Below are 11,484 nucleotides of genomic sequence, written 5' to 3' on the forward strand. Positions count from 1 at the left end.
ATCCCGCCCTTGTCGTTAAGCACTGCTACAGGATCTTCCATGTCGGTTTCCTTCGTTCACCTGCGCGTCCACTCTGAATTCTCGCTGGTTGACGGCCTGGTGCGGATCAAGCCGCTGGCCAAGGCACTGACCGGGATGAACATGCCGGCGGTCGCCATCACCGATCAGAGCAACATGTGCTCGCTGGTGAAGTTCTACAAGACTGCCATGGGCGCCGGTATCAAACCGATCTGCGGTGCCGACCTGTGGCTGGCCGGCGCCGACCCGGAAGCCCCGCTGTCGCGCATCTGCTTCCTGGCCATGGACCCCAAGGGCTATCGCAACCTTACCGAACTGATCTCGCGCGGCTGGACCGATGGCCAGCGCAATGGCCTGGTCATCCTCCAGCGTGAATGGATCGCGCCGGCCAGCGAGGGCCTGATTGCCCTGTCCGCGGGTAAGGAAGGCGACATCGGCATGGCCTTGCTGGCTGGGCGGCAAGATGAAGCCGAAGCGCTACTTCAAGACTGGATGGGCATGTTCCCCGAGCGCTTCTACGTTGAAGTGCAGCGCACCAATCGCGCACGCGACGAGGAATACGTGCATGCGGCGGTGGCGTTGGCCGACAAGCTTGGCGCCCCGCTGGTGGCTACCAACGACGTGCGTTTCATCAAGCAAACGGACTTCGACGCCCACGAAACCCGCGTATGCATTGGCGAGGGATGGACCCTCGACGACCCGCGCCGTCCGCGTTGCTACAGCGACCAGCAGTACCTGAAGTCGGCCGAGGAAATGGCCGAGCTGTTCAGTGACCTGCCCGACGCCATCGCCAACACCGTCGAGATCGCCAAGCGCTGCAACATCCAGGTGCAGCTGGGCAAGTACTTCCTGCCTGACTTCCCCACGCCCAACGGCATGGGCATCGACGACTACCTGCGGCATGTGTCCCACGAAGGCCTGGAAGAGCGCCTGGCGGTGCTGTGGCCGAAAGAGACCACGCCCAATTATGAAGAAAAGCGTCAGGTCTACCTGGATCGCCTGAAGTTTGAACTGGACATCATCATCCAGATGGGCTTCCCCGGTTACTTCCTGATTGTTATGGACTTCATCAAGTGGGCCAAGAACAACGATGTACCGGTTGGCCCGGGCCGCGGCTCGGGTGCTGGCTCGCTGGTGGCCTATGTACTGAAGATCACCGACCTCGACCCGCTGGCCTACGACCTGCTGTTCGAGCGCTTCCTCAACCCTGAACGTGTTTCCATGCCCGACTTCGACGTCGACTTCTGCATGGACGGCCGTGACCGGGTGATCGACTACGTAGCCGAGGCCTACGGCCGTAATGCGGTGAGCCAGATCATCACCTTCGGTACCATGGCCGCCAAGGCGGTGGTGCGTGACGTGGCGCGGGTGCAAGGCAAATCCTATGGCCTGGCCGACCGCCTGTCGAAGATGATCCCCTTCGAAGTGGGCATGACCCTGGAGAAGGCCTACGAGCAGGAAGAGATCCTGCGTGACTTCCTCAAGGGCGACGAAGACGCCCGTGAAATCTGGGACATGGCCCTGAAGCTGGAGGGTGTGACCCGGGGCACCGGCAAGCACGCCGGTGGTGTGGTTATCGCACCGACCAAGCTCACCGACTTTTCGCCGATCGCCTGTGATGAAGAGGGTGGTGGCCTGGTAACCCAGTTCGACAAGGATGACGTCGAGGCCGCCGGCCTGGTGAAGTTCGACTTCCTCGGCCTGCGTACCTTGACCATCATCAAGTGGGCGATGGAGATCATCAACCGCGAGCAGGCCAAGAAGAACCTGCCCGACCTCAACATCGACTTCATTCCGCTGGACGACCGCAAGACCTACGAGCTGCTGCAGAAGGCCGAAACCACGGCGGTGTTCCAGCTTGAATCGCGCGGCATGAAGGAGCTGATCAAGAAGCTCAAGCCCGACTGCCTGGAAGACCTGATCGCACTGGTTGCGCTGTTCCGCCCGGGCCCGCTGCAATCGGGCATGGTGGACGACTTCATCAACCGCAAGCACGGCCGCGCCGAGCTGGCCTACCCGCACTCCGACTACCAGTACGAAGGCCTCAAGCCAGTACTGGCGCCGACCTACGGCATCATCCTGTACCAGGAACAGGTGATGCAGATCGCCCAGGTGATGGCAGGTTATACCCTGGGTGGTGCCGACATGCTGCGTCGGGCCATGGGTAAGAAAAAGCCCGAGGAGATGGCCAAGCAGCGCGGTGGTTTCATCGAAGGTTGCGTGGCCAACAATATCGATGCGGACCTCGCCGGTAACATCTTCGACCTGGTAGAAAAGTTCGCTGGCTACGGCTTCAACAAATCCCACTCCGCCGCCTATGGTCTGGTGTCGTACCAGACCGCCTGGCTGAAAACCCACTACCCGGCGCCGTTCATGGCTGCGGTCCTGTCGGCGGATATGCACAACACCGACAAGGTGGTGGTGCTGGTGGAGGAGGTGCGCAGCATGAAGCTGCGCCTCGACGCGCCGGACGTGAACTTCTCGGACTTCAAGTTCACCGTCAACAACGACGGCCGGATCGTCTACGGCCTTGGCGCCATCAAGGGCGTCGGCGAAGGCCCGGTGGAGGCGATTGTCGAAGCCCGTGCCCAAGGCGGTCCGTTCAAGGACCTGTTCGATTTCTGTGAACGCATCGACCTCAAGCGGGTCAACAAGCGTACCCTTGATGCACTGGTGCGCAGTGGCGCGCTGGACCGCCTTGGCCCGCACTTCCATGACGAGATCAAGGCCTACCACGCCAATATCGACATCAACCGGGCAACCTTGCTGTCGGCGCTGGGCGAGGCCATCAAGGCAGCCGAGCAGGCTGCGCACACCGCTGACAGTGGCCATGTCGACCTGTTCGGCGGCATGTTCGACGCGGCAGATGTCGACGTCTACGCCAACCATCGCAAGGTGCGCGAGCTCACCCTCAAGGAGCGTCTGAAGGGAGAGAAAGACACCCTGGGCCTGTACCTGACCGGCCACCCGATCGACGAGTACGAGGCCGAGATTCGCCGCTTCGCCCGCCAGCGCATCGTCGACCTCAAGCCGTCGCGCGAAACCCAGACCATCGCCGGCATGATCATTGCCCTACGGGTGATGAAGAACAAGAAGGGCGACAAGATGGGCTTCGTCACCCTGGATGACCGTTCCGGGCGGATCGAGGCATCGCTGTTTGCCGATGCCTTCATGGCGGCACAGTCCTTGCTGCAGACCGATGCCATGGTGGTGGTGGAAGGCGAGGTCAGCAATGACGACTTCTCCGGGGGCTTGCGCCTGCGGGTGAAGCAGGTGATGACCATGGAAGACGCGCGCACCAAGCTGGCCGAGAGCCTGCGCCTGAAGGTGGCGCACGACGCACTGAAAGGCGACCGGCTGAAGTGGCTGGGCGAGCTGATCACCCGCCATCGTGGTGCTTGCCCGATCACGCTGGAGTACACCGGCAGCGACGCCAAGGCCATGCTGCAGTTTGGCGAGCAGTGGGCGATCGACCCGGCCGATGGCCTGATTCAGGCGCTGCGTGACCAGTTCGGGCGTGAGAACGTCTTCCTGCAATATCGTTGAACCGACAAAAATTTAATCTCGACCTGAATGCGCCTGATCCCTTAAGGTATGGCGCCAAACGGATCAACCGGCCGGCCGCCTGGCCGTAGACCCAAGACGGATGACTATGAACCCGAATTTCCTCGATTTCGAACAGCCGATTGCCGACCTGCAAGCCAAGATCGAAGGCCTGCGCCTGGTGGGTAACGACAACTCGCTGAACATCAGCGATGAAATTGCCCGTCTGCAAGACAAGAGCAACACCCTGACCGAAAGCATCTTCGGCAACCTGACCAGCTGGCAGATCGCCCGCCTGGCCCGTCACCCGCGTCGTCCTTACACCCTGGACTACCTGGAGCACATCTTCACCGAGTTCGAAGAACTGCACGGGGACCGTCACTTCTCTGACGACGCCGCCATCGTGGGTGGTACTGCGCGTCTGGACGGCAAGCCGGTCATGGTCATTGGCCACCAGAAGGGCCGTGAAGTGCGCGAGAAAGTGCGTCGCAACTTCGGCATGCCGCGCCCGGAAGGCTACCGCAAGGCCTGTCGCCTGATGGAAATGGCCGAACGCTTCAAGATGCCGATCCTGACCTTCATCGACACGCCGGGCGCCTACCCGGGCATCGACGCCGAAGAACGTAACCAGAGTGAAGCCATTGCCTGGAACCTGCGGGTCATGGCACGCCTGAAAACCCCGATCATCGCGACCGTGATTGGTGAGGGTGGTTCCGGTGGGGCACTGGCCATTGGCGTGTGCGACCAACTGAACATGCTGCAGTACTCCACCTACTCGGTTATCTCGCCGGAAGGGTGTGCGTCGATTCTGTGGAAAACCGCCGACAAGGCAGCAGACGCGGCCGAGGCCATGGGCATCACCGCCGAGCGCCTGAAGAGCCTGAACATTGTCGACAAGGTCATCCAGGAGCCGCTGGGCGGCGCCCACCGTGATCCGGCCCAGATGTCCGAAAGCATCCGTGCCGATCTGGTGCAGCAGCTGGACATGCTCGGCAAGTTCGACAACGACGCGCTGCTGGCCCGTCGCTACGAGCGCCTGATGAGCTACGGCCTCTGATTCTGATTTGCCCCGGGGGCCGTTTTGTGGCCCTTGTGATTGACGGCACCGGCTTCGCTGGTGTTCGCGGGTAGACCCGCTCCTACAGGTATTGCGCTGTCCTTGAGGCTTGCGCCGTGCATGTGGGAGCGGGCATGCCCGCGAATGCTTTCTGGAATCGAGCGAGGGCTAGATGATCAACCTCACTCCTTGGCTCAACGCCCCCACCTGGCACGTCGCCTTCTCCGGCGGCCTCGATTCCACCGTCCTCCTGCACCTGCTGGCCGATTACGCCCGCAATCACGTTTCCCCACCGCTGCGTGCCATTCATGTCCACCATGGCCTGCAGTCCGCTGCTGACGCCTGGCCTGCTCATTGCCAAGCCGTCTGCGACAATCTTTGCATCGAACTCCACGTCATTCACGTCCAGGTCAGCCCCGGCGCCAGCCTGGAGCAGGCGGCCCGAGATGCCCGCTATGCCGCCTTCAGGCAAGCGCTCGGCCCAGGCGACATCCTGTTCACCGGCCAGCACCGCGACGACCAGGCCGAGACTCTGCTGTTCCGCCTGTTGCGCGGCGCCGGCCTGCGGGGCCTGGCAGCCATGCCGGTGCAGCGGGCATTAGGGCAGGGCAGCCTGGTCAGGCCGTTGCTGGGTTGTTCGCGGCAGCAGTTGCAGGACTACGGCAAAGCCCAAGGGTTGGTCTGGATCGAAGACCCGTCAAACGCCGACACACAATTCGCCCGCAACTACCTGCGCGGCGAAGTGATGCCGCACTTGCAGCAACGTTGGCCTCAGGCCAGCCAGAACTTCGCCCGTGCAGCAGAGCATCTGGGTGAGGCGCTGGGTTTGCTGGACGAACTGGCCCAGGAGGATCTGGCGCTTGCGCGTAAGGGGGCGCCCATCGCCTGGCCGGGGCTGGATTCCCTCGACCTGGCCACCCTGGTAGCGCTATCGCCAGCCCGTCAGCGCAATGCCTTGCAGTACTGGCTAAGCCAGCGCACCCGTTTGCCCGATACCCGGCACTGGGCCGGCTGGGCAGACCTGCGCGATGCCGCCGCCGATGCCCGGCCAGTCTGGCGGCTTGCCGATGGGCGGTTGGTGCGTAGCCACGGGCGCATCTGGTGGTTGAGCGGTGATTGGCTACAGCAACCCGCTGGCTCGCTGGCCTGGCCCGACCCTGATGGGCCGCTGCGGTTGCCGGGCAATGGTTGCGTGCGTCTTGTCGGCGCAGCCGTGCCGGGCGGGTTGCGCATTGACTACCGTCAGGGTGGTGAAATGCTGGAGGTTCCCGGCCGAGGCCGGCGTGACCTCAAGCGCCTGTTAAACGAGCAGCAAGTGCCGCATTTCCTGCGCTCGCGCCTGCCCTTGCTATATAGCGACGATTGCCTGCTGGCGGTGGCCAACCTGCCCGGGCTGGTGAGGGCGGATTGCCAACTGCACTGGCAGTTACCGACGAACGCGCAAGGTTTGAGCTGAAGGGTACATTCCGGTAGACTACCCTCCCTTCTTGATACAACTTCTGTGGGTTCCGCGAAAACACAGGGGTTGCCGATTACCAAGCAGTTTTTTGCCGAGCTGATTCTGGAAATGACGAGCGAACGCCATGCCGGGTATACCCTGGCTGTACAGACGCGGCAGTTTTTCGAGATGCACTGTGATTGACGCAGGTGATCGGGGGCTTCGGCCTTCCTTCGCTTTCTCCGGCGGCGCTGGCCGCCTTAACGCAGACTTCTAGGGTTTTTCATGACGCGCTACATATTCGTCACGGGCGGTGTTGTTTCTTCATTGGGGAAAGGCATTGCCTCGGCTTCCCTGGCGGCCATCCTGGAAGCGCGGGGCCTGAAGGTCACCATGCTCAAGCTGGATCCGTACATCAACGTCGACCCGGGCACCATGAGCCCGTTCCAGCACGGTGAAGTGTTCGTCACCCACGATGGCGCCGAGACCGACCTCGACCTGGGGCACTACGAGCGGTTCATCCGCACCACCATGACCCAGAACAACAACTTCACCACCGGCCGTATCTACGAGCACGTGCTGCGCAAAGAGCGTCGTGGTGATTATCTGGGCGCGACCATCCAGGTCATCCCGCACATCACCGACGAAATCAAGCGTCGCATCATCAAGGGTGCCGGCGATGCCGACGTGGCCCTGGTGGAGATCGGCGGTACCGTGGGTGATATCGAGTCGCAGCCGTTCCTCGAGGCGATTCGCCAGCTGCGCGTCGAAGTGGGCTCCAAGCGTGCCATGCTGATGCACCTGACCCTGGTCCCGTACATCGCCACCGCTGGCGAAACCAAGACCAAGCCGACCCAGCACTCGGTCAAGGAGCTGCGCTCCATCGGCCTGCAGCCTGACGTGCTGATCTGCCGCTCCGACCACCCGGTCGATGCTTCGTCGCGTCGCAAGATCGCGCTGTTCACCAACGTTGAAGAGCGTGCGGTGATTTCGCTGGAAGACGTCGACACCATCTACAAGATCCCGGGCGTACTGCATGCTCAGGGCCTGGACGACTTCGTCGTCGAGCGCTTCGGCCTGCAGTGCAATGGCGCCGACCTGTCCGAGTGGGACAAGGTGGTCGATGCCAAGCTCAACCCGGAGCACGAAGTGACCATCGCCATGGTCGGCAAGTACATGGAGCTGCTGGATGCGTACAAGTCGCTGATCGAAGCGATGAGCCACGCCGGCATCACCAACCGGACCAAGGTCAACCTGCGTTACATCGACTCGGAAGACATCGAGAACCAGGGCACCAGCCTGCTCGAAGGCGCCGATGCCATCCTGGTACCGGGCGGTTTCGGCCTGCGCGGTGTGGAAGGCAAGATCACTGCGGTGCAATACGCCCGTGAGAACAAGGTGCCGTACCTGGGTATCTGCCTGGGCATGCAGGTGGCCGTCATCGAATTCGCCCGTAACGTGATGGGCTGGAAAGACGCCAACTCCACCGAGTTCGACCGTAACAGCGGCCACCCAGTGGTCGGCCTGATCACCGAGTGGGCCGATGCCACCGGTGCCGTCGAGACCCGCGACGAGGCTTCCGACCTGGGCGGCACCATGCGCCTGGGCGCACAGGACTGCCAGCTGGCTGCCGGTTCCAAGGTGCACGACTGCTACGGCAAGGATGTGATCACCGAGCGTCACCGTCACCGCTACGAAGTGAACAACAACCTGCTGCCACAACTGGTGGAAGCTGGTCTGGTGGTTTCCGGCCGTTCCGAAGACGGCGCGCTGGTGGAAGTGGTCGAGTCCAAGGACCACCCATGGTTCGTCGCTTGCCAGTTCCACCCGGAGTTCACCTCCACCCCGCGTGACGGCCACCCGCTGTTCAGCGGCTTCGTCAAGGCAGCCCTGGCTCAGAAGAACAAGGCCTGATCGATGACCCAGAAGATCATTCGCGTCGGTAACATCGAGATCGCCAACGACAAGCCGTTCGTCCTGTTCGGCGGCATGAACGTTCTGGAATCCCGTGATCTGGCGATGAAGGTCTGCGAAGAGTACGTGCGGGTTACCGAGAAGCTCGGTATCCCGTATGTGTTCAAGGCCAGCTTCGACAAGGCCAACCGTTCGTCGGTAACGTCCTACCGTGGCCCTGGCATGGACGAGGGGCTGAAGATCTTCGAAGAGATCAAGCGCACCTTCAACGTGCCGGTGATCACCGACGTGCACGAGCCTTACCAGGCCGAGCCCGTCGCCAAGGTATGCGACATCATCCAGCTGCCGGCTTTCCTGTCGCGGCAGACTGACCTGGTGGTGGCCATGGCCAAGACCGGCGTGGTGATCAATATCAAGAAGGCTCAGTTCCTCGCACCTCAGGAAATGAAACACATCCTGGCCAAGTGCGAGGAGGCCGGTAACGACCAGTTGATACTCTGCGAGCGTGGTTCGAGCTTCGGCTACAACAACCTGGTGGTCGACATGCTGGGCTTCGGCATCATGAAGCAGTTCGAATACCCGGTGTTCTTCGACGTGACCCACGCCCTGCAGATGCCGGGTGGTCGCGCCGATTCCGCCGGCGGCCGTCGTGCCCAGGTTACCGACCTGGCCAAGGCCGGCATGAGTCAGGGCCTGGCCGGGCTTTTCCTCGAAGCCCACCCCGATCCGGACAACGCCAAGTGCGATGGCCCATGCGCCCTGCGCCTGGATAAACTGGAGCCGTTTCTGGTCCAGCTCAAGCAATTGGACGACCTGGTGAAAAGTTTTCCGACGGTAGAAACCGCGTAAAGCTCATTTCTCGGGTAAAGTACCGCCCGATCCACCCCTGACCAGTCGGTCAGGGGCTCCCTTCATCAGGCCTGCCCAAAGCAAGTTCGCCCGGTGAACGGCAAGAATTTCCTAAGCTAAGTTGTTTTCGTCAAATTCTGGAGTGCTTACAACAATGGCAAAAATCGTCGACATCAAAGGTCGTGAAGTTCTCGATTCGCGTGGCAACCCCACTGTGGAAGCCGATGTACTGCTCGACAACGGTATCATCGGCAGCGCTTGCGCGCCGTCCGGTGCTTCTACCGGCTCGCGCGAAGCGCTGGAGCTGCGTGATGGCGACAAGAGCCGTTACATGGGCAAGGGCGTGCTGAAGGCCGTCGCCAACATCAACGGCCCGATCCGCGACCTGCTGCTGGGCAAGGATCCTTCCGACCAGAAGGCTCTGGACCGCGCCATGATCGAACTGGACGGTACCGAGAACAAGGCCAAGCTGGGCGCCAACGCCATCCTGGCTGTTTCCCTGGCTGCCGCCAAAGCTGCTGCCCAGGACCAGGACCTGCCGCTGTACGCGCACATCGCCAACCTGAACGGCACCCCGGGCCAGTACTCGATGCCGGTTCCGATGATGAACATCATCAACGGTGGTGAGCACGCCGACAACAACGTCGACATTCAGGAGTTCATGGTTCAGCCGGTTGGCGCCAAGACCTTCTCTGACGGCCTGCGCATGGGTACCGAAATCTTCCACCACCTCAAGGCCGTACTGAAGGCTCGTGGCCTGAACACCGCCGTAGGTGATGAAGGTGGTTTCGCCCCTAACCTGGCGTCCAACGAAGACGCCCTGGGCGCCATCGCCGAAGCTGTCGAAAAAGCCGGCTACAAGCTGGGCACCGACGTGACCCTGGCCCTGGACTGCGCGGCTTCGGAATTCTACGAAGACGGCAAGTACAACCTGTCCGGCGAAGGCAAGTCGTTCGACGCCGAAGGCTTCGCCGACTACCTGAAAGGCCTGACCGAGCGTTTCCCGATCATTTCGATCGAAGACGGCCTGGACGAGTCCGACTGGGCTGGCTGGAAAATCCTCACTGACAAGATCGGTGAAAAAGTCCAGTTGGTCGGTGACGACCTGTTCGTGACGAACACCAAGATCCTCAAGGAAGGCATCGAGAAGGGCATTGGTAACTCGATCCTGATCAAGTTCAACCAGATCGGCTCGCTGACCGAAACCCTGGAAGCCATCCAGATGGCCAAGGCTGCTGGTTACACTGCAGTGATCTCGCACCGTTCCGGTGAAACCGAGGACTCGACCATCGCCGACCTGGCTGTGGGTACTGCTGCTGGCCAGATCAAGACCGGTTCGCTGTGCCGTTCCGACCGCGTTTCCAAGTACAACCAACTGCTGCGCATCGAAGAGCAACTGGGTGCCAAAGCGGTTTACCGCGGTCGTGCCGAGTTTCGCGGCTAAGCAAGAGATGGTAAAAAGGCAGCAGCCGAAGTTGTAGGAACGTTCGTACTGAACTTTCCTACGTACTAACGGGTTTCTGTCGACGAAGCCTGGCCTCGGCCAGGCTTCGTGCTATTCGAGGCCCCGAAGTGAAAAGTACGCGGCAGCCTTTTTAACCTGGATAACGTGATGCGCAGTCCCTATTGGTTGTTCCTCGTTCTGCTCTTGCTGTTGGGTGGCCTGCAGTACCGCCTGTGGGTGGGTAACGGCAGCCTGGCGCAAGTGACCGAACTGAAGCAGCAGATTGCCGATCAGCATGCCGAAAACGAGCGTTTGCTCGAGCGTAATCGTGTGCTCGATGCTGAAGTGCTAGAGCTGAAAAAAGGCATGGAGACCGTTGAAGAACGGGCCCGCCATGAATTGGGGATGGTCAAAGAGGGCGAAACCCTCTTCCAGTTGCCACAGAAATGATCGATACCTTGCCGGCCTTCTGGGCCGTGATTCCTGCGGCGGGTGTAGGTGCCCGCATGGCTGCCGACCGCCCCAAGCAATACCTGGAGCTGGCTGGGCAGACCCTTCTCGAGCACAGCCTCGACTGTTTTCTTGGCCACCCGGCGCTTAAAGGCGTGGTGGTCAGCATTGCCGAAGATGACCCTTACTGGCCTGGCTTGCGCTACGCCAGCGACCCACGCATCCAGTGTGCGGCGGGCGGGCGTGAACGAGCTGACTCGGTGCTTAACGCCTTGCTGATGCTGCATGCCCAGGGGGCGGCTGAAAGCGACTGGGTACTGGTGCATGATGCCGCGCGGCCGAACCTGGCGCGCGGCGACCTGGACAAGCTGTTGTCGGAGCTGGCGGACGACCCGGTGGGTGGACTGCTGGCGGTGCCGGCGCGCGATACCCTCAAGCGCGCCGACAGCCATGGCCGGGTGAGTGCTACCGTGGACCGCAGCACGATCTGGCAGGCGTACACACCACAGATGTTTCGCCTTGGGGCGTTGCACCGGGCGCTGGCCGAGTGCCTGGTGTCGGATGTGGTGGTGACCGACGAGGCTTCTGCCATCGAATGGTCCGGTCAGGCGCCGCGGCTGGTGGAAGGGCGCAGTGACAACATAAAGGTGACCCGGCCCGAAGATCTCGAATGGTTGCGCCAGCGCTGGGCGGGTAAACGCTGAGCGTTCGCCTGTGCCGGTCTCTTCGCGGGTGAACCCGCTCCTACCACGGTGGTGGACACACATCGGG

Annotated in this window: 8 protein-coding genes; all 8 read left to right on the forward strand. The window is 61.7% G+C overall.

Annotation, left to right across the window (positions count from 1 at the left end; genetic code table 11):
• The first annotated feature begins 39 nt into the window (after positions 1 to 39).
• The 8 genes from dnaE to ispD all read left to right on the forward strand — a co-directional run bounded on the left by dnaE (position 40) and on the right by ispD (position 11,417).
• A complete protein-coding gene (gene dnaE, locus ACF8EF_RS23975) occupies positions 40 to 3,564 on the forward strand; it encodes a DNA polymerase III subunit alpha (protein ID WP_209963988.1) in 3,525 nt (1,174 codons plus the stop codon).
• Between the two features lie 106 nt (positions 3,565 to 3,670).
• Positions 3,671 to 4,618: an acetyl-CoA carboxylase carboxyltransferase subunit alpha gene (locus ACF8EF_RS23980; protein ID WP_014754274.1), complete on the forward strand. Its 948-nt coding sequence runs from the start codon at positions 3,671 to 3,673 to the stop codon at positions 4,616 to 4,618.
• A 172-nt stretch (positions 4,619 to 4,790) separates the two neighbouring features.
• A complete protein-coding gene (gene tilS, locus ACF8EF_RS23985) occupies positions 4,791 to 6,074 on the forward strand; it encodes a tRNA lysidine(34) synthetase TilS (protein ID WP_392460508.1) in 1,284 nt (427 codons plus the stop codon).
• Between the two features lie 267 nt (positions 6,075 to 6,341).
• Positions 6,342 to 7,970: a CTP synthase gene (locus ACF8EF_RS23990; protein WP_003252329.1), complete on the forward strand. Its 1,629-nt coding sequence runs from the start codon at positions 6,342 to 6,344 to the stop codon at positions 7,968 to 7,970.
• Between the two features lie 3 nt (positions 7,971 to 7,973).
• Positions 7,974 to 8,819: a 3-deoxy-8-phosphooctulonate synthase gene (gene kdsA / locus ACF8EF_RS23995; RefSeq protein ID WP_176682768.1), complete on the forward strand. Its 846-nt coding sequence runs from the start codon at positions 7,974 to 7,976 to the stop codon at positions 8,817 to 8,819.
• Between the two features lie 154 nt (positions 8,820 to 8,973).
• The gene (gene eno, locus ACF8EF_RS24000) at positions 8,974 to 10,263 is read left to right on the forward strand and encodes a phosphopyruvate hydratase (protein WP_176682769.1); all 1,290 of its coding nucleotides are present in this window, start codon (positions 8,974 to 8,976) and stop codon (positions 10,261 to 10,263) included.
• Positions 10,264 to 10,431: 168 nt separating this feature from the next.
• The gene (gene ftsB / locus ACF8EF_RS24005; RefSeq protein WP_004576849.1) at positions 10,432 to 10,713 is read left to right on the forward strand and encodes a cell division protein FtsB; all 282 of its coding nucleotides are present in this window, start codon (positions 10,432 to 10,434) and stop codon (positions 10,711 to 10,713) included.
• Positions 10,710 to 11,417 (forward strand): 2-C-methyl-D-erythritol 4-phosphate cytidylyltransferase, encoded by a 708-nt coding sequence (ispD, locus tag ACF8EF_RS24010; protein WP_176682770.1) that lies wholly within the window; start codon positions 10,710 to 10,712, stop codon positions 11,415 to 11,417. The genes ftsB and ispD overlap by 4 nt, the downstream gene beginning before the upstream one ends.
• The last annotated feature ends 67 nt before the right edge of the window (positions 11,418 to 11,484 follow it).

This window comes from Pseudomonas sp. zjy_15 (assembly GCF_043101865.1).
GTDB classification, from domain to species: Bacteria; Pseudomonadota; Gammaproteobacteria; order Pseudomonadales; family Pseudomonadaceae; genus Aquipseudomonas; species Aquipseudomonas putida_Y.

Coding starts and splice junctions, on each gene's coding strand:
- tilS (WP_392460508.1), top strand. CDS start 4,791: ATGATCAACCTCACTCCTTGGCTCAACGCCCCCACCTGGCACGTCGCC.
- eno (WP_176682769.1), top strand. CDS start 8,974: ATGGCAAAAATCGTCGACATCAAAGGTCGTGAAGTTCTCGATTCGCGT.
- ftsB (WP_004576849.1), top strand. CDS start 10,432: ATGCGCAGTCCCTATTGGTTGTTCCTCGTTCTGCTCTTGCTGTTGGGT.
- ACF8EF_RS23990 (WP_003252329.1), top strand. CDS start 6,342: ATGACGCGCTACATATTCGTCACGGGCGGTGTTGTTTCTTCATTGGGG.
- kdsA (WP_176682768.1), top strand. CDS start 7,974: ATGACCCAGAAGATCATTCGCGTCGGTAACATCGAGATCGCCAACGAC.
- ispD (WP_176682770.1), top strand. CDS start 10,710: ATGATCGATACCTTGCCGGCCTTCTGGGCCGTGATTCCTGCGGCGGGT.
- dnaE (WP_209963988.1), top strand. CDS start 40: ATGTCGGTTTCCTTCGTTCACCTGCGCGTCCACTCTGAATTCTCGCTG.
- ACF8EF_RS23980 (WP_014754274.1), top strand. CDS start 3,671: ATGAACCCGAATTTCCTCGATTTCGAACAGCCGATTGCCGACCTGCAA.